The following is a 20,768-nucleotide window of genomic DNA, read 5'->3' as shown; positions in this document are numbered from 1 at the left end:
AGAAATCTCCACTCAGCGTGCGGGGGTCGCGAGCGCGGCGACCGGTCAGGACACGGTGTCCCCGAGTTCGGTGTCGATCAGGGCGAACATCTCCTCCACCGACGCCGACTCGAGGTGGTCGTGCTCGACTTCCTCGGTCGCGACCGCGGTCTCGGTCAGCTTCGCCAGCAGGGTCCGCAGGCGCGTGGCCACCGCGCCGCGCTCGGCGCCGTCCAGCCCGGTCAGCGCCGCTTCCACCTGGTCCAGTCCGGCCAGCGCGGGCGACCGGCCGTCGTCCGCGCCGCGGGCCGCCGCGGCCAGCACGAACTCCGTGAGGGCCAGCGGGGTCGGGTGGTCGAAGACCAGCGTGGTGGGCAGCCGCAGGCCGGTCTCGGTGGTGAGCCGGTCGCGCAACTCGACGGCGGTCATCGAGTCGAAACCCAGTTCCCGCAACGGTGTTCCGACGTCGATGGCGTTCGGGTCCGCGTGCCCGAGCACCCCGGCGATCTCGGTGCGGACCAGGGCGAGCACGATGACGTGCTGCTCGTCCGCCGCACGCCCGGCGAGCCGCCGGGCCAGCGCGTCCGCTCGGCCCACCACGCGCCGCGTGCTCCCGGGGAGCGGCGTGGCGGGATCGGTCGCGTGGGAATCGCCGCGCGCGGTGGGCAGGTCGCCGAACACCACTCGGTCGACGGTGGCGACCGGTTCGCCGGACTCGTCGCCCAGCAGCACGGCGACGGCATTCGCCCCGACCGGCTCGACGCTGACCAGCACGGCGGTCGCGCCGGTCGCGAACAGGCGCACGCCGTGCCACTCGACGGGTTCACCGGTCGCGGCTTGGTTGATCGCGGCTTGGTTGACCGCGGCCTCCCACAGCGCGGGATGCAGGCCGTAGGCGGCCGCGTCGGACCGGAGTTCCTCGGGCAGATCGACCCGGACTCCCGACCCCGCCACGGGTTCAGCCGACGCGGCCACGCCAAGCGTCCCGTCCGCGAGCGGCGACCAGTCGCCGTCCCCGATCCGGCCGTGGACGGTGAGAGAGCGCTTGCCCTCGTCATCGGCCGGGCTCAGGGCCACCTGGAGCCGGACCGCGCCGTCACGGGGAACCACCAGAGACGCCCGAAGGAACAGACTGTCCACAACGGAAGCGCCGACCTCGTCGCCCGCCCGGATCACCAGTTCCACCAAGGCGGACGCGGGAATCACCACCTCGCCCGAGTCCGGGTCGACGGCGAGCCACGGGTGCTCCCTGGCCGAGATCCGCGAGGCGAACAGCGTCCCGCCGCCCGCGGCCAGCGGGACGGCCGAGCCGAGCAGCGGGTGCCCGGTCGGGGCGAGGTCGAGCCCGGCCGGGTCGGCCGCGGCCGGGGTCAGCCAGTAGTGCTCGCGCTGGAACGCGTAGGTGGGCAGCGGAACACCCTTGCCGGAGCCGAGAAACGCCGCCCAGTCGACCGGCACGCCGAGGGTGTGCAGGCGCGCGATCCCGGCGACCAGCGCCGAGACCTCGGGCCGTCGCCGCCGCAGCAACCCCACCACGGTCGCCGTGCTTTCCGACTCCGCCAGCGTTTCCTGCGCCGGACCGCCGAGCACGGCGTCCGGCCCGACCTCGACCAGCGTGCTCACCTCGGCCGCGTGCAGGGCCGCGACGCTGTCGGCGAACCGCACACCCGCGCGGACTTGCCGCACCCAGTAGCCCGGGTCGGTGAGCAGCGCGGCGTCGGCGAGCGTGCCGGTGACCGTGGAGACAATCGGAATCCGGGGCGGGTGGTAGGTCACCGCGCCCGCGATCCGGGCGAACTCGGCGAGCATCGGCTCCATCAGGGGCGAGTGGAAGGCGTGGCTGACCGTGAGGCGCTTGATCCGGGCGCCGCCCGCCTCGACCTTCGCGGCGACCGCCTCGGCGGCGGCCGCGTCACCGGAGACCACGATCGAGCGCGGGCCGTTGACCGCCGCGACGCCGACCAGGTGCTCGTTGCCCGCCAGCAGCGGCAGCACCTCGTCCTCGCCCACCGCCAGCGCGATCATCGCGCCGCCCTCGGGCAGGGCCTGCATCAGCCGCGCCCGCGCGGCGACCAGGGTCACGGCGTCGGCCAGGGTGAGCACGCCCGCGACATGTGCCGCGGCCAGTTCGCCGACGGAGTGGCCCACCAGGTAATCCGGCCGCACGCCCCAGGATTCCAGCAGCCGGTAGAGGGCCACCTCGACGGCGAAGATCGCGGGCTGGGCGTTCCCGGTCAGGTCCAGCCCACGGCCGGTGTCGATCACCCCAGCGAGATCCAGCGCGGTGCGATCCAGCGCGGCGCCATCAGACGTGGCGGCCGACTCGGCGGCGAACGCGGTGGCCACTTCGTCGAACGCCGCGGCGAACACCGGGAAGGCCGCCCGCAACTGCGCGCCCATGCCCGCCCGCTGGGCGCCCTGGCCCGCGAACAGGAACGCGGTGCGGCCGTCGCGGCGCGTGCCGCGGACCACGCCGGGGGCGAACTCGTCCGCAGCGAGGGAACGCAGGCCCCACAGCAGTTCGTCGCGGTCGGCGCCGACGACCACGGCGCGGTGCTCGAAGGCGGACCGGGTGGTCGCCAGCGAGTACGCCACGTCCACCGCGTCCAGACCGCGTTCGTCCACAGCGGACGCCAGGCGTCGAGCCTGGTCCCGCAGCGCGGCGGCCGACCGGCCCGAGACCACCCACGGGACCAACGGCGGCGACACCGAGGGCTGGGCAGGCTCGGCGACCGCCTCCGCCTCTTCGAGGATGACGTGCGCGTTGGTGCCGCTGAACCCGAAGGAGGACACCGCCGCCCGGCGCGGGGCGTCCTCGGCGCGCCACGGCCGCGCCTCGGTGAGCAGGGACAGCGCTCCCGGCTCCCACTCGACGTGCCCGGTGGGCTCGGCCGCGTGCAGGGTCTTGGGCAGCGTCCGGCGCCGCATGGCCTGCACCATCTTGATCACCCCGCCGACCCCGGCCGCCGCCTGGGCGTGACCGATGTTGGACTTCAGCGAGCCGACCCACAGCGGGTCCCGCGACCGGTCGCGCCCGTAGGCGGACATCAACGCGTTCAGCTCGATCGGGTCGCCGAGCCGCGTCCCCGTGCCATGCCCCTCGACAGCGTCCACATCGGACGGATCGAGCCCCGCGTCGGCCAGCGCGGCCCGGATCACCTTCTCCTGCGCGGGACCGCTGGGAGCGGTCAGGCCGTTGGACGCGCCGTCCTGGTTCACCGCGGCGCCGCGGACCACGGCCAGCACCTCGTGCCCGCGGGCTCGCGCCACGGACAGGCGTTCCAGCAGCAGGATGCCCGCGCCCTCGCTCCAGCCGGTCCCGTCGGCCGCGGCGGCGAAGGACTTGCAGCGGCCGTCCGCGGCGAGCCCGCGCAGCCGGGAGAACTCGATGAACGCCATCGGCGTGGACATCACCGTGACACCGCCCGCGAAGGCGAGGTCGCACTCACCCCTGCGCAGCGCGGTGACCGCCAGGTGCAGCGCGACCAGCGACGACGAGCACGCCGTGTCGACGGTCACCGCAGGACCTTCCAGCCCCAGCGCGTAGGACACCCGGCCAGAGGCGACGCTGCCCGCGCCGCCGCTGGCCAGATACCCTTCCACCGCCCCAGGGCTCGCCCCGGGATCAGGCTGGTAATCGTGGTACATCACGCCCGCGTAGACGCCGGTGCGGCTGCCGCGCAGCGTCGCCGGGACGATCCCCGCGCTTTCCACCGCCTCCCAGGCGACCTCCAGCAGCAGCCGCTGCTGCGGGTCGGCGGCGAGCGCCTCGCGCGGTGACATCTCGAAGAACGCGGCGTCGAACCGGCCCGCGTCGCGCAGGAACCCGCCCTCCCGCGAGTACGAGGTGCCGAGATGGTCGGGGTCGGGGTGGTACAGCCGGTCGAGGTCCCAGCCCCGGTCGGTCGGGAACGGGCCCACCGCGTCGACCCCGTCGGCGACGAGCCGCCACAGGTCGTCCGGTGTGGACACACCGCCCGGGTAGCGGCAGGCCATCCCGACGATCGCGATCGGCTCGGACTGCCTGCTTTCCAGCTCCGCCAAGCGCTTGCGTGACTCGCGGGCATGGGCGACCGCCCGTTTCAGGTGCTCCCGCAGATCGTCCTCGCCCGCCATGGTCCCCCTCCGCATAGCTCGTTCGGAACTGTTCGCTCAAGCCGTTCGCTCAGGCCGCGGGCTCGTCGTTGACCGGCCGGTCGATCACCATGACCCACTTGCCGTCCTCGTCGCGCACCATCACGTCGGTGCAGGTGCCCTCCAGCACCACCGGCTCGCCCTCGGGTCCGCTGGTTTCCAGGCGGTACCGCACGACCAGCAGCGACGTGTCCCCGGTCCGGTAGGTGTGCACCACCTTCGCGCTCAGCTTGGGGTTGGTGGCCAGGAACGCGGTGATGGCCGCCGTGCGCTCGGCTCCGGTGAGCGGCACGCCGGTCAGGCTGGAGATCGCGTCCGCCCGGTAGAGCTGGTCGAAGATCGCGCCGTCGCCGGAGTTGAACGCGGCGGTGAACACGTCGTTCTGCTGGTCCGGGTCTTCGGTGAGGGTCAGGTCAAGGGTGCTGCTCATGGCGATGTCTCCTCGTGCGCTCGGTTATCGGTTCAGCTGACTGCTCAGATGGCTGCTCAGATGTCCTTGCCGTACGGGTTGTCGATCGCGAAAAGCCACTGCCCGCCCGCGCCGCGGCGCAGGACATCGGTGCCGATGCCGGAAAGCCGCTCACCACCGGGGATGTCGATGGTCCAGTCCACCACCAGCAGGGCGGTGTCCTCGGTGACATGGGACTCCAGGACGGTCGTGGTGATCTTCGGCTGCTGGGCCAGGAACTCCGCCATCCCCGCCCGCCGCGCCTCGCCGGAGAGCGCGACCCCCTTCTCCCACACCGTCACCGCGTCGTCGGTGTAGTGGCTGTCGAGGGCGGCGGGGTCGCCGGAGTTGAAGGCGCGGACATAGCTCTCGGCGTGCTCGAGGACGCTGGTGACAAGCACTTCACGGACACTGGTCATGCGAATCACTTCCCTTGGTCGTGAACCCCGATCGGGACACTGCTTCTCAGGTGGGCGAACAAAGCACGGTCTGTCCTCAGAGGACGGGCGCGTCGGGGTCGAGGCCGAGCATGACCCGGCCCTGGACCTCCAGGTTGGTGCTGGGGGCCATCAACCCGTGCAGCGACAGGCCTTCCAGGTCCCGGTAGAACCGCTGGAAGGCGGCCTTGCGGCTCAGCGCGGACGCGCCGCTCACCGCGTGCAGCTCCCGCACGGCCTCCTTCGCCAGCTGCACGGCGAATCCGCAGCGCCCCCGGATCGTCGCCCGCTCCGTCAAGGTCGGCTGCTCGCCCGCATCGGCCCGCCGCTGCAGCAGCGCGATGACCTCGGCGGCGAGAGCCCGTGCCGCGGCGATCTTGTTCTCGGCGGTGGCGACGCTGATCTGGGTGAGCGGGTGGGCACTCTGGTCGGCCCAGTTCGAGTACGAGATCGCCCGGCCGGGCAGCCGCTCGACGAACAGCTCCAACGCGGCCTGGGCCATCCCGACGTGGGTCGCGACGCCCTCCACCATGACCATGCCGATCAGCCCGTAGTTGCGGCCCGTCGCGCCGGAGTTCCACCGGTCCCCGGTGACGCCCTCGACGGCGGCTTCCCCGGAGGCGACGCGGTGCGCGGGGACGAACAGGTCCGTCGCGGTGACGGTGGAGCTGCCGGTGCCCGCGGCCGCGGAGACGTGCCAGTCGTCGGCGATGGCCAACTCCGCCATGGGCACCACGGCGAACACCTGCTCGACCGTCCCGTCGGGCCGTTCGAGCAGGGCCGCGAGCATGTCCCAGTCCGCGGCGCGGCATCCGGTGTTGAACCGCCACTCGCCGTTGAGGACGAAGCCGCCCTCGGCGGGAACGGCCGTCCCGCTCGGGGTGAACCCGCCGGACACCCGGACCGAGCCGCCCGCGAAGACCTCTTCCTGCGCGCGATCCGGGTACAGGCTGATCATCCAGGCGGTCGACACCCACGCCGCGCTGGTCCAGCCGGTCGAGCCGCAGCCGCGGGAGATCTCGGCGAGCACGTCGAACTGCTCGGCCAGCGGCAGGTCCGAACCGCCGAACCGCTCCGGCACGGCCATCCGGAAAACCCCGGCGCGGTCAAGGAGATCGATGTTCTCCCGCGGAATCCAGCGGCCCTCCTCCGCGGCGAGGCCGTTGGCCCGCAGCGTCGGGACGATGTCCCGCACCGCGGCCAGCACAGTCGGGGCCGCGACCTCGATCATGGTCATTCCGCTTCCTTCCTCGGTCGTCTTCACCAACCCGCCACCGCACGACGGCGCGCGTTCGGCCAGGGAGAACGTCAGATCGCTCGAGTGCCGCCATCGGCGCGGACGGTCACCGCCCGCTTCCCCGCCTCATCGAACGTACCGCCGCGTAGTCAGCGGACTCCGAATCGCGCGGTCACAGCGTGGTAATCGGACCGCGAGACCAGAAACCCTCAAGTCAACGTCGAGGGTTCCATCGTCCGGTAACCGAGAATCTGCGGTCGCCCGCTTTCACAATTGACGGTTCATGACCAAGTTTCTGAAGCGATCCCGCACGAAGTGGCTAGGATCGCGGGCAACGCGGCCGCTTCGTGTGGACAGTCACGCTGAAGTCACCCGCCGCGAGCACACAAGGGGGTTAGGAAAGGTGTCGACTACTTATCGCCCACCCCGCCGGGTGCCGTCGTGGACGACGGCAGCAGCACGGGCGGGGCTCTCCTGAGCGCGATCACCGCCCGCTAGCGCCTTCGGGGGAAGGCGCGGGGCGCGTCATCACACGCGATCACATCGGCCCACGCGGGCCGGACACACCGGAACCGGAACGCGCGAGCAGCGCGGCTCGGCCATCTCGGCGAGCCACACCGACGCATTCCACGCGCAGTGATTTCATCGTGCGCTGATTCTCGGAGAGCTACTTCGCTGCCCCGCCATCCGCCGCGCGCTCAAGCGCTTCGGCGGCGACTCGCTGTGTCCAACCGCATACCCATCATGGCGCGACTCGACCTAGAAATCAAATTCGGATTCCAGGAGAAACCATGAGCACCAACAGCGATCTGCCCGCCGCCAACGCGGAACAGGCGCTTTCGCACCTGACGCTCCTGCGGAGCGTGCGCGCCCTGGCCACGCCGGCGGCCAGGCCGGAGATCAACACCGCGCTCGCGCAGGTGGACGCCGACGCGGACGCGGCGGACAAGGCGGGCTTCGACGTGGTCGTCATCGGCGCGGGCTTCGCCGGGGTCAGCGCCGCCCGCGCGCTCGCGGCGATGGGCCTGCACACCGTGCTGCTCGAGGCGCGGGACCGGATCGGCGGTCGCGTGTGGACGGAGACGTTCGATGGCGAGCAGGTCGAACTCGGCGGCACCTGGATCGACCAGAAGCAGCCGTTCGTCTGGGCCGAGACGCGCAGGCTGAACCTGCAGGTCGTCTCGGACGCGCCCCCGCAGCGGGCGATCTTCCCGACGCCGAACGGGTTCACCACGTTCGCGGCCGCCGAGGCGTTCGCGCACCACGCGACGCTGGTCGACCCGTTCTTCGAGGGGTCGGAGGAGTATTTCCCCCAGCCGTTCAATCCGTACGCCCGGCTGGACCTGATCACCCCGCTCGACCAGCTGTCCATGCAGGACCGGCTCGACCAGCTCAACTACTCCGAGGCGGACAAGCTGTTCATCGACCAGTTCGCGGGCGGGTTCACCGGCTCGGCGAGCACGATCGGCTTCACCGAGATGGCGCACTGGTGGGCGCTGGCCGGGCACAACTACGACGGCTTGGCTGGCGTGAACACCCTGCGGCCCGCGATCGGCTCTGTCGGGATGCTGAACGCCATCCTGTCCGGCTCGCAGGTGCCGCTGCGCCTGAACAGCCCGGTGAACTCGGTGGTCAACGACGGGCGGGGGGTGACCGTCACGACCCGGTCCGGCAAGGTGTACCGGGCCCGCGCCACGGTCGTGGCCACGCCGGTGAACCTGTGGAACAGCATCAACTTCGCACCGCGGCTGCCCAGTGAGTTCACCGCGATGTCGACGCAGGGGATCGGCGTGCGGGGCGCGCAGAAGTTCCTGATCCACGTGCGCGGCAGCGACCTCGGCCGGTTCTACGCCGAGGCGCCAGCGGGTTCGCCGGTGATGGTGGTCTTCCCGTTCCAAGAGCGCGCCGACGGCACGAACATCGTGATCGGGTTCAGCGCGGACGCCGCGTTCGACCCGACGAACCAGCAGGCGCTGCAACAGGTTCTGCGGCAGTTCGTCCCCGACATCGAGGTGCTCGCGGTGCGGGCGCAGCACTGGGGCCGCGACCCGTTCTCCCTGGGCGGGTGGGCCGTCCGCGCGCCCGGGGTGCTGACCGGGCCGATGCGGACCCTGCAGCGGCCGCTGGGCCGGATCGCCTTCGCCACCAGCGACATCGCCCTGGGCTGGAACGGCTACATGGACGGCGCCATCGAAAGCGGGCTGCGGGCTGCGACCCACATCGCCGCGCTGCTGCGGGGGCGTTCGAGCGATGAGGCGCAGGAGCAGTTCGTCGCGTCGGCTCCGGTGGGCTGACCGCGCCGGTGGTGTGGCCCCGGCGGCGGGGCCACACCACCGCAAATCCCGACGCCACAAGGGTTTTTCGGTCCGAACCGGGGAAGACCGGACTCGCGCGGTAGTTACCGCGCGATGACCGACGCCTGGTCAGGCCGACTTTAGAGTCGTGGCCGACGCTCGGCCGCGCGCGCCGACGACGGCCGTTTCCGCGACTAGGGGGCACCGATGACGACGGCAGCACCACCGACCGCACTGTTCGGCTACGACTTCTACCAGAATCCCTTTCCCGCCTACGAATGGCTGCGGGAGAACTCGCCGGTCCACGAGTTCGCCTTCCCGGTGGGGAACATCCGGACCTGGATCGTCAGCCGGTTCGACGACGTGCACCAGCTGCTCGGCGACCCCCGCTTCAGCTCGAACCCGCCGTCGTGGGCGAGCCAGGAGTTCATGGACGCCAAGATGATGGTCGGCTCGGGGACGGCGGTGGAGCGGATCATCACCATGCTCGACCCGCCCGACCACACCCGCATCCGGAAGCTGGCGATGAGCGCGTTCACCCCGCGCCGGGTGGCGCAGTGGCACGAGCCGACCCACGCCATCGTGGAGGCGGCGCTCGACCGCCTGGAGCGGCACGAGCGCCCGGACGTGGTGGACTACGCGGGCGTCATCCCCGCCGAGGTGATGGGCAAGATCCTCGGTTTCCCGCTCGACCGGTACAACGACATGCTGCACGCCATCGAGCGGGCCTTCCACACCGATCCCGAGGACGAGGACGCCACCCGAAAGGCGTTCGAGGAGATCGCCGAGTACGGCCGGGTCCTCATCGCGCAGAAGCGGCAGGAGCCAGCGGACGACCTGACCACCGCGCTGATCCAGGCCCGCGACGGCGACGACCGGCTCAACGAGGACGAGCTGGTCGCGATGCTGGCCGTGCTGATCATGGCCGGGCTGGACACCACCCGGAACCTGATCGCCACGACGGTGCTGTCCCTGCTGGAGCGGCGCGACCAGTGGGAGCTGCTGCGCACGCGCCCGGATCTGGTGGACTCGGCGGTGGAGGAGTTCCTGCGGTTCAACGGCGGCGTCGCGGTCGGCTTCTTCCGCTTCGCCAAGGAGGATCTGGAGTTCGGCGGCGTCGCGCTGCCCAAGGGCGCCCCGGTGATCCCCGCGGTCGCCTCGGCCAACCGCGACCCGCGCCGGTTCGCCGACCCGGACCGGCTCGACATCACCCGCACCGTGCCCCGGCATGTCGGCCTCGGCTTCGGGCTGCACAACTGCCTCGGCGCCGCGCTGGCCCGGCTGGAGGCGAGCGTGGCGATCCCGGCCATCGTGCGCCGGTTCCCGAAGATGACGCCTGCCGTGCCCGTCGACGAACTCCGCTACGACGAGATGTGGCTCGTGCGCAGCCTGACGTCGCTGCCCGTCCGCCCGCACGGCGATGGCTGAGCGGGCGCGGCTCGCGGTGGACCAGCGGGCGTGCGTTGCCTCGGGGCTGTGCGCCACGCTGGCCCCTGCCCTGTTCCGGCTGACCGGCGACGGCGTCGGCGAGCCGAGGTCGGCGCTGGTGACCGGCGCGGCCGAGATCGAGTCCGCGGAGGACGTGGCGGGCTGCTGTCCCTCCGGGGCGGTGCTGGTCACCCCGGTCCTCGACGGAGCGGAAGGATGACATGGCCGACAACCGCAAGACCGCGAACCTGATCGCCGACCCGGGAACCGTGACCCCTTCGGCGCTGCGCGAGGTGATGGGCGAACTCGCGACCGGCGTCGTCGTGCTCTCCGTCGGCGGCGAGCACATCCACGGCATGACCGCGAACGCGTTCACCTCGCTGTCCCTCGACCCGCCGCTGGTGCTGTGCTGCGTCGCGCACACCGCGGTGATGCACGGCGCGATCAGCGCGGCCGGGCGGTTCGGGGTGTCGGTGATGAACGCCGGGCAGGAAGACCTCGCGCGGCACTTCGCCGACAAGGCGCGGCCGCTGGGTCCCGCGCAGTTCGCGGGCCTGGACTGGCAGCCAGGGGCACGCACCCGCGCGCCGCTGCTGTCCGGGGCGATGGCCTGGCTGGAATGCGACCTCGCGGGCTCCTACGAGTGCGGCGACCACTCGATCTTCGTGGGGGCGGTGCTGTCCGCCGGACGCGGCTCGGGCGAGCAGGCGCTGCTGTTCCACCGCGGCCGGTTCCACCGACTCGCGCACCGCGAGCGGTAGCGGACGACGGCCCAGGCGCTCGTGTCGCCTGGGCCGTCGGCGTTCCCGGTGGGAGAAGCCTCACACCCGTCTCAGCCGCCAGTCGTCCCCAGCGGTGTCGAGCGCGGACATCACGAGCGTGCCTGTGCCATCGCGGCGCGCGTCGGGCAGGTCCCGCTGCGGTCGGGCGATCAGGCCGCCGGTGTCCGCGCGCTCGCGGTCGGTGGTGGCCTCCAGGTATTCCAGCAGCCGGTCGATGGCCGCGTCGGAGAGCGGGTCGAGGGTGATCGTCGCCGAGTGCCGCTGGCCGCCGCCCCAGCCGGGCCTGCGCTCCAGCAGTTCCGGGCGGGCGGTGACGACCACCAGCAGCGGCACCGGGCGCGCGGACTCGGCCATGTCCTCGACGAAGCCCAGCAGCTGCTCGCCCGCCCAGTGCAGGTCATCGATGACCACGACGAGCGGGCGCCGCGCCGCGACCGCCTCTAGGAAGCACCGCCACGCCCGCAGCAGGTCGCCGACGTCGACTCCCGCGGGCACCCCCGAGGGCAGGTCCAGCAGGCAGCCCAGCCGGGACAGCAGCCAGGCCCGCTCCTCCTCGCCCGCGACCAGCCGCTGGAGGGCGCCCGCGAGCTTTTCCCGTTTCGTCTCAAGGTAATCGTCGTGCGTCGCGCCGCAGTAGGAGAACACCGTTTCGGCGAGCACGGCCAACTCGTTGTGCTCGGCGAACGGCCGCACGCGCCCGACCAGGAACCGCGCGGTCTCGGCGTGCACCGCGACCCGGCGCTCGAACTCCATGACGAACCGGGTCTTGCCGATGCCCGCCTCGCCGAACACCGTGACCAGGTGCGGACGCGCCCGGTGCCCGGCCCGCTCCAGCAGCCCGCGCAGCACCTCAAGCTCGCGCTCCCGGTCGATGATCGGCATCGTGTGCGGGGCGATGTGCTCGTGGTCGAGCGCCCGCCGCACCTGCCAGTCCCCTCGGTTGTCCCCCAGGTACTCCCCTGGGTGCTCTTCCACGTGGTGGTACTGGATCGCGCACCAGGTGAGCTGGCGGGTGCGCGCGCAGACCCGGATCTGCCCGGGAGCCACCCGCGCCAGCAGCGCCTGGCACTCGTCCAGCAGCGCCCCGTTGACCGAGGGCAGGCTGCCGTTTTCCCGCACCAGGGCCGCGCCGGTCGCGACGGCGATGCGCACCGCGAGTTCCGGCGCTGGCAGCAGCGAGCGGGTGAGCGTGCCGGGCAGCCCCGCCAGCCCGCGGCGGATGTCCAGCGCTGCGTGGACCGCGCGGGTCGAGTCGCCGTCGCGGGCGTCCGGGGTCCCGAATACGACCAGGGAGACCGAGCCGATGGACGCGGCGACGACGCCGCCTGCCCGCTCGGCCTGCTCGCGGATGACGGCGTTGGCCAGTTCGAGGATCTCGTCGACCCGCTCCGGGCTCCCGTCGGCGGGCTGGGTGCGCACCAGCACCACCGTGACCAGCCTGCGCTCGGCCGCCGCGGCGCGCGGCGACGGCACAACGGGCGGCTGCTCGCCCGCGGGCTCGGCGAGCGGCGGAAGGACGACCAGCCGTTCCCGCTGGGTCATCCGCTCGCGGTCGCGCTGGGCGACGGGCCGGATCAGGTCCTCGTCGTGGGTGAGGATCGCGTGCTGCAGCCGTTGCAGGTCGTGCCCCGGTTCGAGGCCGAGGTCCTCGACCAGGGCCGCGCGCACCCGGGCGTAGACGCTCAACGCGTCGGCTTGGCGCCCGCAGCGGTAGAGGGCGAGCATGAGCTGGCCGCAGGAGCGCTCCCGCAGCGGCTCCGCGGCCACCATCGACTCCAGCTCGCCGAGCACAGCCTGGTGGCGGCCGCAGCCGAGTTCGGCCTCGAAGCAGTCCTCCAGCGCGTCCAGCCGGGCGCTTTGCACCTCGGCCAGCTTCGGCCAGGCGATGCCGATCTCCACCAGGTCGGCGAGGGCTGGGCCGCGCCAGAGCCCCAGCGCGTCGCGCAGCAGCTGCCGGGCCTGCGCTGGCTTGCCCGCGGCCAGCTCCGCCCGGCCCTGGGCGATCAGGTGGTGGAAGCGGTACAGGTCGACCCGCTCGTCGTCGACCTGCAGCATGTACCCGGGCGCCTTGGTGGTCAGCCGGGTCGAGCCGCCGTCGAGGTCGAGGACGCCGCGCAGGCCCCAGACCGCGTTCTGCAGGATCTTGCGCGCCGAGGTCGGCATCTCGTCCTCCGGCCACAGCGCGCGCAGCAGCTGGCTGGTGGCGACGACGTGGTTGGCGTGCAGCAGCAGGAAACCGAGCGTCGCTCGCTGTTTGGTGCCGCCCAGCGCGGCGGCGCGCTCGGCGAGCGTCGCCTCAAGTGGGCCCAAGACCCGAAACTGCATTGTTCCCCCACCCAGTAGCATGCGAAATACCCCAGTCTATTTTGCAATGCCATACCGACGGCGCGCGTGCTCCCGGCTCGACACCAGGTCCGCCCGCGGTGATTTCGGCCGACCCCACCGACACCGGGCGCGCCACGTCAATCGGACTCGACAGCGTCCGCGCCCGTCGCAGCACCGCGACGACCACGCGAATCCGCCGGAGACGGAGTTGGAAACGGAACAATCGCCGATCGGCCCCGACCCGACCGGGGCCACCGCGCCGCGGCGGCCGAGCGAACATCAGCAATCCCCAGAAAACTCTCTCCGCAATTGCCCGGAGCCAACCCCCATAAGTCACCCGACAGTTCGATTGAAGCGCATTGGCGAAATTTTCGCCACCATTGCCGATGAGATCACACGGACCGACCGGCGCTCCGGCCCGCCCGGCGAATTCCGGGGCCGGGGCGGGCCGCCCGGCCCGCCGGACGGCCGGACACCCCATCGTCCCCGCAGGCGACAGACCGCTCGTGGTCTTCGATCCGACATCGCGACCGCGACATCCGTGGGGACCTCCTCCGTCCGATGGCCTGCTGTGCGCCTGCGCCGCGCCGCTGCTCAGGAGCGCCTATCGGCAATCCGCCCACGACACGTCCTGCGTAGAGTATCCTTACGCTTACAAAGTCGCGAGTACTTACTTCGTGGTAAGTGGGGCAGGGGATATGAAACGCCAGCACTACGTGTGCGGCCTCGACGCCGCCGTCGACATCATCAATGGCAAGTGGAAAGTGCTCATTCTCTGGGAGTTGAGCCTACAGCACCGACGGTTCGGCGAGTTGAAGCGACAGGTGGTGGGGGTGAGCGAGAAGGTGCTCAGCCAGCACCTGCGCGAGATGGAGGAGGACGGTCTCGTCCACCGCGAAACATATGACGAGGTCCCACCCAGAGTCGTATACTCGCTGACCGCCCTCGGAATTTCCCTAACCGAGGCGCTCACCCCGCTGAGCCGATGGGCGGAAGAGAACGTGATGGGCATCCAGCACACCACCAATGGCGTGGCATAACCGCCTGCGGCCGGATCCTGTCAGCCGCGGCAGGAAATTCGGGAGACAATTCGGTCATAAAGCGCGTCCGCGGGCGGTGATCTAGTCATCCAGGCATAGCCGGTCGCCGTGCGGCCAGGGGCCGCACGGCGATCCGCTCGCATTCGCCCGGGGCCTCACCCCGCCGTCCGGCGGCTGGGCCGCCGATGCAGCCACCACTCGACGCCCAGCAGCGGCAGCGTCCAGCCCAGCCACGCGGTGATCCCGGCGATCGCCTGCCCCAGCGCGAGTTCGCTGCCGCCGAAGGTCGTGTCCAGCGACGGCGTGAGGACCACCGCCACCACCGGAGCCCAGAAGCGGTTGGTGATCGTGGACACGGTGAGGGCGAAGCTGCGGATCATCCACTCCCGGTGCTCACCGAACCGCCGCTGCCGGGCCCGCCGGTACCCGACGACCGTGGTCACGAACCACACCGGGGCCAACACCATCGCGCTGACCCTGGCCACCGGCCCGAACGGCGACACCACCCCCACCACGAATCCCGCCACCGCCGCGGGCAGCACCCCCGCGAAGACGTAGACCCGCCCCAGCCGCCGGTGCGCCCGCGGAAAGCGTCCGCGAAACCACGGCCACACCTGGAGAAACCCGCTCACCATGGCCACCGGCCCGAACCCGATGTGCACCAGCAGAACCGGGTAGTGCGCGGCGAACCCCTCTGGCGCGGGCACCCGGGACCGCCCCGCGTCGAGCCCCAGGTACGGCGGCAGCGAGAAGGCCAGGAAAACCACGATCACCGCCCCCAGCGGCGCCACCCACGGCCGCGGCCACCACGACCGGCGCGGCCGTTCATCCCCGCGCCCAGCCTCCCGATCGACCTCAGCACCGGCGATGGCCATCCCACTCTCCCCCTCGCGTCGACATCGCCCCAGACGCTAGGGACCACCCGGCCCAGCCTCCATCCGGCGAACACCCCGACAGCGGGTAGGGACAGCCCCACCATTCACGCTCCTCAGTGGACAATCAGCCTTCCCCGGCCGCGGGCGGCCGGTAACGAAACCGCGCCCGGCGGTGACTCTCTCCCTGATCGACCGCGCCACCGCCGCCGCACCCGCAAGGAGGCCCCGATGAAGATCGACATCTTCAACGAGATCCAGAACCCCCGCCCCTGGTCCGCCGACACCGAGCAGCGGCGGTTCCAGCAGGCCATCGAGCAGGCGAAGGCCGCGGACGAGCTGGGGTACGGGTGCTGGTGGCAGGTGGAGCACCACGGGGCGGGCGAGTTCAGCCTGTCGTCCGCGCCGGAGCTGGTGCTGGCGGCCATCTCCCAGCAGACGAGCCGCATCCGGCTCGGCCACTCCGCGGTGCTCGCGCCGACGCGGTTCAACCATCCGATTCGGATCGCGGAGCGGGCGGCGACGCTGGACCACCTCAGTGGCGGGCGGGTCGAGTTGGGGATGACCCGGTCGACGGTGCCGGAGTGGCGGCTGTTCGGCATCGACCCCGATGACGTGCGCGAGCAGACGCGGCAGGCGTTCGAGATGGTGCCGAAGATGTGGACCTCCGAGCGGTTTTCGCACACCGCGGGCGGGTTCGACATCCGGGACGTGTCGATCTCGCCGAAGCCGGTGCAGCGCCCGCATCCGCCGCTGTGGCAGGCCGCGGCGAGCCCGGCGTCGTTCGAGGAGGCGGGCGGGCGCGGGGTCGGGGTGCTCGGGACGACCTTCTGGGAGTCGCTGGACCGCGTCGAGCGGATGATCGCGCTGTACCGTGCGGCCGCCGACGCCTGCGCCGAGCCGGTCGGGTCGTTCGTCAACAACCAGGTCGGCTTCTTCACCTTCGTGCACTGCGCCGAGACCGACGAGCAGGCCATGCGCAACGGCGCCGCCGCGGCGGCGGCCTGGTACACGGTGACCGCGCTGAACTTCTTCGAGGCGGGCACGGACTTCCAGCGCATGGTCGAGCGCCAGCAGGCGATCCTGGCCGACCCGGCGGGCGGCGGCCTGACCGGGGACTTCCTGCGCGCCGAGGCCGCGGCGGCCACCGGCCCGACCCCGGCGCAGGTGCTCATCGGCCGCATCCTGGCTGGCGAGGACATCCCCGACGACGAACTGTTCGACGTGCTCAGCGCGCAACAGTCGCTGATCGTGGGCAGCCCGGACACCTGCCGGAAGAAGCTGCGCGCCTACGCCGACCTCGGCATCGACCGACTACTGTGCCTGCACCAGATCGGCAACCTGGGCGCGGAGCAGGTGATGACCAGCATCCGGCTGACCGGCGAGCTCATCGCCGAGTTCGACAAGGACTGAAACGGTTATCCGGACATGCCAAAAACGGAGCCATTCACACTCATCGCCGTGCTCGGCGGTGTTCCTGCCGCGGCGAATGCTGCTGCGAACGGCGGTTGTCCTTTTGGAACCCGATTCTAAGCTGGCTCCAGCAATCCCGCTGGAGGGTCTGGAGGAACGGCATGTCCCCCTTTCACGCTCGGCGCGACCGGCGGCTCGGGCGCGTTCTCGCGGTGATCGCGCTGGCCGCGACCATGCTCGTCGGCCTGTTCGTGACCTCGGCGAGCGCGTGCTCGTGCTTTCCCGGCGGGGAGGGAAGCAAATACCAGCGCGCCCAGCACGTCTTTGAAGGCCTGGTCATCAGTGAGACGCTGGTGGCCGGAGACCCCGAGGAGACCCGGGACGACAAGCGCCGCTATCTCGTGCTGCGCCTGCACAGCTACAAGGGCAGCGCGCCGATCCTGGTCAATGTCGAGACCTACGTGGAGACGGCCACCTGCGGCACGAAACTCATCGTGTGGGAGAAATACGTCGTGTTCGCCACCGGCGACCCAAGCGACTTCGTGATCGAGACCGGCCTCTGCTCGGGCAACCGCCTGGCCGAGTACGGGCCGCCGATCACCGTCGACCCGCCCACGACCACCACCACGCCGCCGCCGACCACCACGACCACCGGGCCGTTGCCCACCGCGCTGGGCGCGGTGGCCCCGTCGCCATGCGCGGTGGCCTGAACGGCGATTTCGCGGCCCTTGACCTCATGTCGACCTGAATTGGCACAGTCGCGGTGTCCGTTCACCGACATGAGGAGAACCACCATGGGACTGCGCGAACGTCTGCACGGGGCCGTGCACCGGGGCCACGACAACGGCTTCGACCGGCGGGCGAGCGAGGGCTACGCCCGCCGGGCGGACTGGACGATGTCCGGGCTCTACCGCGCCATAGCGTCCGATGTGGAGTTTCTGGCGGGAGAGGGCGCGACGGTGCTGGACGTGGGCGCCGGGCCGGCGGGCTGCTGCGCGTGCTGTCCGCCACCCGGCCCGATGTGGCGCTGCACGGGGTGGACCTGTCGCCGGACATGATCGCCGTCGCCGAGCGGGACCTGGCGGGCTCGGGCGTCAGTCTGCACGTCGCCGACGTGGCGCGCCTGCCGTTCGCCGACGACTCGGTCGATGTGGCCGTCTCCAGCCTGGCCCTGCACCACTGGCCCGACCCGGTCGCGGCCATGGCCGAGTTGGCCCGGGTCACCCGTCCGGACGGGGTGCTCGCGCTCTACGACTTCCGCTTCACCGACATGGAACCCGCGATGGCCGCGTTGCGCGCGCACCCCGCGGTGGCGGCCGATTCGGTGCGCCGCCGCCCGGCCAGGCGGGGGCCGCGGCTCGACGCCCGCCTTCACCCCTCGGGAGCCGCCCGGTCGACCGACGCCGCGGCCAGATAGTCCTCGACCTTGGCGAGGAAGTCCGGACAGCGGCGGAAATCCGGCGCGGCGCAGTCGAGCGCGTGGTCGACGACCTCAAGCGACGCCTGCGCCGCGGCGATGCGGTGGGCCAGCGCCGCCCGGTGCGCGCGCAGCAGCGCGGCCCGGTCGGCGCGTCCGACCCCCTCCGCGAGCAGGTAGCGCAGCCGCTCGAGCGACAGGCCGCTGTCCTTGCCGAGCTGGATGATCGCGATGTCGGTCAGGTGCCCGTCGTCGTAGCGCCGCCGCCCGTTCACCCGGCGGCTCGGCGTCAGCAGGCCCATCGACTCCCAGTGCCGCAACACGTGCGGGGCGAGCCCGAAGCGGCGGGCCAGTTCGCCGATGCTCATCTCGCCGGAGTTCATGTTCACATTAACTTGCACACCCCGCTCCACCGTCAAGGCGGACGCGGCGAGCGAGACGCCGATCACGTTCTACCTCCGATCCGGACATCCGTAATGGACTGTCCACCGTGACCAGGCAGGGCGGATTCCGAACCGCGGAACAAGTTGTCATCTCAACGAATTCAGTTCGCACGACCGCAATGTGCGAATTATTGACAATGACGATCAGCTGCTCTTATCGTCCCGCCACAGCCTACGGCGGTCGGGGTAGCCCTTATTCGTCCATTTGTCACATCGGAGTAGCCCTGCATGCTGATGCACAAGTCCAGCGCCGCCGCTGCGTGTCCCCGCACTGACTCACGCAGCGCCGCTCACCGGATCTGGGCGACCGTCCCGCCCGAGTTCGCGGAACGGCTGCGGCCCCTCGCGGGCCAGATCACCGCCGACGCGATCACCGAGATCCAGCGCGCGGTGGCGGCCTATCAGCGCCCGCTGACGGGCAAGTTCCGTGAGCTGCTGGTCGGCAGCGTCGACGTGGCCGTCCGGCAGGCATACGACTACCTGGGCAACCCCGACGCCCGCCAGGACGAGTGGGCGGCGGCGTTCCGCCGCGCGGGGCGGGTCGAGTTCCTCGAAGGCCGCACCACCGACGCGCTGCAGACCGCGGTGCGCGTCGGCGCCCGGGTCGCCTGGCGGCACCTGAGCGCCGAGGGCCAGGCGGCGGGGGTGTCGGCCGAGGTGCTCTTCGCCATCGCCGACGCGATCTTCGTCTACGTCGACGAGATGTGCGCGGTCGCGGTCGAGGGCTACACCGAGGCCCAGGCGCAGGCGAGCGGCGCCCGCGAGCGACGGCGGCGGGAGCTGCTGCGGCTGTTGGTGGCCGAGACGGCGACCCCGGCCACCACGCTGGCCGCGCTGGCCGCGAGCGCGGACTGGGTCATGCCCGAGCGGCTGGCCGTGATCGCCTTGGAGTACCTGGAAAGCAAGGTCCCGACGCCGCGCGCGATGTTCCCTGACAGCGTGCTGGTCGACCTGGAGAGCTACGAGCCCTGCCTCGTCCTGCCCGACCCGGACGAGGCGACCCTCGTCGCGGTGACGGCCCGGCTCGGCGTCCGGCGCGGCGCGGTCGGTCCCACGGTCGACGCCGCGGACGCGCCCCGCTCGCTTGCGCTGGCCCGCCGCGCGGTCGAACTCGCCAACCGCGGCGTGCTCAGCGGCAGGCAGCTCATCCGCTGCGACGACCACCTCACCACCCTGGCCCTGCTGTCCGACGAGTTCCTGGTCGACCGGATCGCCGAGAATGTGCTGGCCCCGCTCGCGGACCTGACCGACAAGCAGCGCGAACGCCTGGAGAGCACCCTGCTGGCCTGGCTGGCGACCCGCGGCGGCGTCGCCGAGGTGGCCACCCGGCTCTCGGTGCACCCGCAGACGGTCCGCTACCGCCTGCACCAGCTCGAAGACCTGTTCGGCGACAGCCTCACCGACCACGAGAAGCGCTTCGCCATCGAGATCGCGCTACGCGCCCGTGCGCTGCGCAGTCCGAAAAGGACTCAGGGCCAGGGATCGCCCCACCCCGCGTCCCGGGCGGCGCGGTAGGCCTCAGGGTCTCGTTTCGTCACAACGGTGTCGGTGAGGGCACCGTCGCCTGTGCACAGTCGCAGGGACACCAACCCCTTGCGGCTACGCGGATGCCGCAACACTCTGTTGTTCGCGGCACCCCAGTCGGCGCGGGTCGCGGCGACATAGGCGAACTTCTCGTCCTCGTGGCCGAGAGCACCGGTTTTCAACTTCCGGTGCAGCGCGCTGCGGTTGAGCCGCTCCGCGAAGTGGCACCAGTCCTTGCCACGCGGAATAGGACAGGTCCCGCTATGCGGACAGGGCGCGACGACGCGCATCCCCGCCCGGATCAAGTCATCTCTCGCGGCGACGATCCGCTCATAGCCCACAGGCGTGCCCGGTTCCACAATGACCACGACCCCGGCCCGCTCCGCGAGCGAGGTCACCACCTCGGCCCGGGCTTGAGCGGCGAGTTCATTGAGCACATAGGACAGTGTGATCACATCCGCCTGGCCGGTGACAGCACCACTGATGACCGCTCGCTGCCAGATCGCGCCCCGCACAGCCGCGACCTCCGACCGCGCGGCGAGCCGCTTTCCCAGGGCGATCGCGGGTGTCGACTGCTCCAGCACGGTCACTTCGGCCAGCGAGGGCCAAGTGCGCGCTGCCGCCCAGACAGCGGTTCCGGTTCCCCCGCCAAGGTCGATCAGGGATCGGGGTGCGAAATCGGGTGCGACCATGGCAACCTGCCGCAGGGCGGCTGACACGGCGGCGAAAGTCGCGGGCATCCGGTAGGCCGCGTAGGCGGCGACAGTGAGATCGGCGTCGAGCACCTGCTCGGTGGGATCGACACCGGCGCGGTAACGGTGGATCAGTCCTTGGACCGCGTCCGCCATCCGTTGGGCCGGGAACCGCGCCAGCTCGGTGTCGAGCGCGGTGGAGAGGTCGGCGGGCAGGGTGGACATGATGGGCAATGATGCCGGCGGTGCCGTTCCGGGTTCTGCGTGGCTGGCTTGAGGGCTGGTTCCGGGGTGCTCGATGGG

The 20,768-nt window shown here is 71.5% G+C and carries 17 protein-coding genes and 1 pseudogene; 10 read left to right on the top strand and 8 right to left on the bottom strand.

Annotated features, from left to right (window positions below):
- Window positions 1-45: 45 nt before the first annotated feature.
- The 4 genes and pseudogenes from BLS56_RS15965 to BLS56_RS15950 all read right to left on the bottom strand — a co-directional run.
- A pseudogene (locus tag BLS56_RS15965) lies at window positions 46-4,077 on the bottom strand (type I polyketide synthase); the annotation flags it as partial.
- A 67-nt stretch (window positions 4,078-4,144) separates the two neighbouring features.
- Window positions 4,145-4,543: a YybH family protein gene (locus tag BLS56_RS15960; protein WP_091451145.1), complete on the bottom strand. Its 399-nt coding sequence runs from the start codon at window positions 4,541-4,543 to the stop codon at window positions 4,145-4,147.
- Window positions 4,544-4,599: 56 nt separating this feature from the next.
- Window positions 4,600-4,980, bottom strand: a complete 381-nt coding sequence (locus tag BLS56_RS15955; protein WP_091451142.1) for a YybH family protein — start codon at window positions 4,978-4,980, stop codon at window positions 4,600-4,602.
- 76 nt (window positions 4,981-5,056) lie between these two features.
- Window positions 5,057-6,235, bottom strand: coding sequence for an acyl-CoA dehydrogenase family protein (locus tag BLS56_RS15950; RefSeq protein ID WP_091451139.1), 1,179 nt, complete (start codon window positions 6,233-6,235; stop codon window positions 5,057-5,059).
- Window positions 6,236-7,026: 791 nt separating this feature from the next.
- Between BLS56_RS15950 and BLS56_RS15945 the strand changes: the two genes are divergently transcribed.
- From BLS56_RS15945 to BLS56_RS15930, 4 genes are all read left to right on the top strand, one after another.
- Window positions 7,027-8,529: a flavin monoamine oxidase family protein gene (locus tag BLS56_RS15945; RefSeq protein ID WP_091451136.1), complete on the top strand. Its 1,503-nt coding sequence runs from the start codon at window positions 7,027-7,029 to the stop codon at window positions 8,527-8,529.
- 207 nt (window positions 8,530-8,736) lie between these two features.
- A complete protein-coding gene (locus BLS56_RS15940; RefSeq protein ID WP_091451133.1) occupies window positions 8,737-9,957 on the top strand; it encodes a cytochrome P450 family protein in 1,221 nt (406 codons plus the stop codon).
- Window positions 9,950-10,177, top strand: a complete 228-nt coding sequence (locus BLS56_RS15935; RefSeq protein WP_091451130.1) for a ferredoxin — start codon at window positions 9,950-9,952, stop codon at window positions 10,175-10,177. The genes BLS56_RS15940 and BLS56_RS15935 overlap by 8 nt, the downstream gene beginning before the upstream one ends.
- Window position 10,178: 1 nt before the next feature.
- On the top strand, window positions 10,179-10,718 hold the full coding sequence (locus tag BLS56_RS15930) for a flavin reductase family protein (RefSeq protein WP_091451128.1): 540 nt from the start codon (window positions 10,179-10,181) through the stop codon (window positions 10,716-10,718).
- A gap of 60 nt (window positions 10,719-10,778) precedes the next feature.
- On the opposite strand, the gene BLS56_RS15925 is transcribed toward BLS56_RS15930, so the two are convergent.
- Window positions 10,779-13,064 (bottom strand): BTAD domain-containing putative transcriptional regulator, encoded by a 2,286-nt coding sequence (locus BLS56_RS15925; RefSeq protein ID WP_175482857.1) that lies wholly within the window; start codon window positions 13,062-13,064, stop codon window positions 10,779-10,781.
- 698 nt (window positions 13,065-13,762) lie between these two features.
- Between BLS56_RS15925 and BLS56_RS15920 the strand changes: the two genes are divergently transcribed.
- Entirely contained in the window at window positions 13,763-14,104 is a 342-nt protein-coding gene (locus BLS56_RS15920) for a winged helix-turn-helix transcriptional regulator (RefSeq protein ID WP_091451124.1), read from the top strand.
- Window positions 14,105-14,259: 155 nt separating this feature from the next.
- Here the strand turns inward: BLS56_RS15920 and BLS56_RS15915 are convergent, their stop codons facing one another.
- Window positions 14,260-14,979 (bottom strand): DUF2306 domain-containing protein, encoded by a 720-nt coding sequence (locus BLS56_RS15915; protein ID WP_091451122.1) that lies wholly within the window; start codon window positions 14,977-14,979, stop codon window positions 14,260-14,262.
- Between the two features lie 228 nt (window positions 14,980-15,207).
- Between BLS56_RS15915 and BLS56_RS15910 the strand changes: the two genes are divergently transcribed.
- The 4 genes from BLS56_RS15910 to BLS56_RS31430 all read left to right on the top strand — a co-directional run bounded on the left by BLS56_RS15910 (window position 15,208) and on the right by BLS56_RS31430 (window position 17,806).
- Complete coding sequence (locus tag BLS56_RS15910) at window positions 15,208-16,389, top strand: LLM class flavin-dependent oxidoreductase (protein WP_091451120.1); 1,182 nt, start codon at window positions 15,208-15,210, stop codon at window positions 16,387-16,389.
- Window positions 16,390-16,550: 161 nt separating this feature from the next.
- Window positions 16,551-17,099 (top strand): hypothetical protein, encoded by a 549-nt coding sequence (locus BLS56_RS15905; RefSeq protein WP_091451118.1) that lies wholly within the window; start codon window positions 16,551-16,553, stop codon window positions 17,097-17,099.
- 84 nt (window positions 17,100-17,183) lie between these two features.
- Window positions 17,184-17,447 (top strand): hypothetical protein, encoded by a 264-nt coding sequence (locus BLS56_RS31435; RefSeq protein ID WP_175482856.1) that lies wholly within the window; start codon window positions 17,184-17,186, stop codon window positions 17,445-17,447.
- The gene (locus tag BLS56_RS31430; RefSeq protein ID WP_175482855.1) at window positions 17,387-17,806 is read left to right on the top strand and encodes a class I SAM-dependent methyltransferase; all 420 of its coding nucleotides are present in this window, start codon (window positions 17,387-17,389) and stop codon (window positions 17,804-17,806) included. The genes BLS56_RS31435 and BLS56_RS31430 overlap by 61 nt, the downstream gene beginning before the upstream one ends.
- On the opposite strand, the gene BLS56_RS15895 is transcribed toward BLS56_RS31430, so the two are convergent.
- Entirely contained in the window at window positions 17,761-18,255 is a 495-nt protein-coding gene (locus BLS56_RS15895; protein ID WP_228771672.1) for a MerR family transcriptional regulator, read from the bottom strand. The genes BLS56_RS31430 and BLS56_RS15895 overlap by 46 nt on opposite strands.
- A gap of 222 nt (window positions 18,256-18,477) precedes the next feature.
- On the opposite strand from BLS56_RS15895, the gene BLS56_RS15890 reads away from it, so the two are divergent.
- Window positions 18,478-19,764 (top strand): helix-turn-helix domain-containing protein, encoded by a 1,287-nt coding sequence (locus BLS56_RS15890; RefSeq protein ID WP_091451112.1) that lies wholly within the window; start codon window positions 18,478-18,480, stop codon window positions 19,762-19,764.
- Here BLS56_RS15890 and BLS56_RS15885 read toward each other — a convergent pair.
- On the bottom strand, window positions 19,719-20,690 hold the full coding sequence (locus BLS56_RS15885; RefSeq protein ID WP_091451110.1) for a small ribosomal subunit Rsm22 family protein: 972 nt from the start codon (window positions 20,688-20,690) through the stop codon (window positions 19,719-19,721). The genes BLS56_RS15890 and BLS56_RS15885 overlap by 46 nt on opposite strands.
- Between the last annotated feature and the right edge of the window lie 78 nt (window positions 20,691-20,768).

This window comes from Actinokineospora iranica (assembly GCF_900101685.1).
Lineage (GTDB): Bacteria > Actinomycetota > Actinomycetes > Mycobacteriales > Pseudonocardiaceae > Actinokineospora > Actinokineospora iranica.
This window is presented reverse-complemented; position numbering and strand designations above follow the sequence as displayed.

Coding starts and splice junctions, on each gene's coding strand:
- BLS56_RS15960 (WP_091451145.1), bottom strand. CDS start 4,543: ATGAGCAGCACCCTTGACCTGACCCTCACCGAAGACCCGGACCAGCAG.
- BLS56_RS15955 (WP_091451142.1), bottom strand. CDS start 4,980: ATGACCAGTGTCCGTGAAGTGCTTGTCACCAGCGTCCTCGAGCACGCC.
- BLS56_RS15950 (WP_091451139.1), bottom strand. CDS start 6,235: ATGACCATGATCGAGGTCGCGGCCCCGACTGTGCTGGCCGCGGTGCGG.
- BLS56_RS15945 (WP_091451136.1), top strand. CDS start 7,027: ATGAGCACCAACAGCGATCTGCCCGCCGCCAACGCGGAACAGGCGCTT.
- BLS56_RS15940 (WP_091451133.1), top strand. CDS start 8,737: ATGACGACGGCAGCACCACCGACCGCACTGTTCGGCTACGACTTCTAC.
- BLS56_RS15935 (WP_091451130.1), top strand. CDS start 9,950: ATGGCTGAGCGGGCGCGGCTCGCGGTGGACCAGCGGGCGTGCGTTGCC.
- BLS56_RS15930 (WP_091451128.1), top strand. CDS start 10,179: ATGGCCGACAACCGCAAGACCGCGAACCTGATCGCCGACCCGGGAACC.
- BLS56_RS15925 (WP_175482857.1), bottom strand. CDS start 13,064: ATGCAGTTTCGGGTCTTGGGCCCACTTGAGGCGACGCTCGCCGAGCGC.
- BLS56_RS15920 (WP_091451124.1), top strand. CDS start 13,763: ATGAAACGCCAGCACTACGTGTGCGGCCTCGACGCCGCCGTCGACATC.
- BLS56_RS15915 (WP_091451122.1), bottom strand. CDS start 14,979: ATGGCCATCGCCGGTGCTGAGGTCGATCGGGAGGCTGGGCGCGGGGAT.
- BLS56_RS15910 (WP_091451120.1), top strand. CDS start 15,208: ATGAAGATCGACATCTTCAACGAGATCCAGAACCCCCGCCCCTGGTCC.
- BLS56_RS15905 (WP_091451118.1), top strand. CDS start 16,551: ATGTCCCCCTTTCACGCTCGGCGCGACCGGCGGCTCGGGCGCGTTCTC.
- BLS56_RS31435 (WP_175482856.1), top strand. CDS start 17,184: ATGGGACTGCGCGAACGTCTGCACGGGGCCGTGCACCGGGGCCACGAC.
- BLS56_RS15890 (WP_091451112.1), top strand. CDS start 18,478: ATGCTGATGCACAAGTCCAGCGCCGCCGCTGCGTGTCCCCGCACTGAC.
- BLS56_RS15885 (WP_091451110.1), bottom strand. CDS start 20,690: ATGTCCACCCTGCCCGCCGACCTCTCCACCGCGCTCGACACCGAGCTG.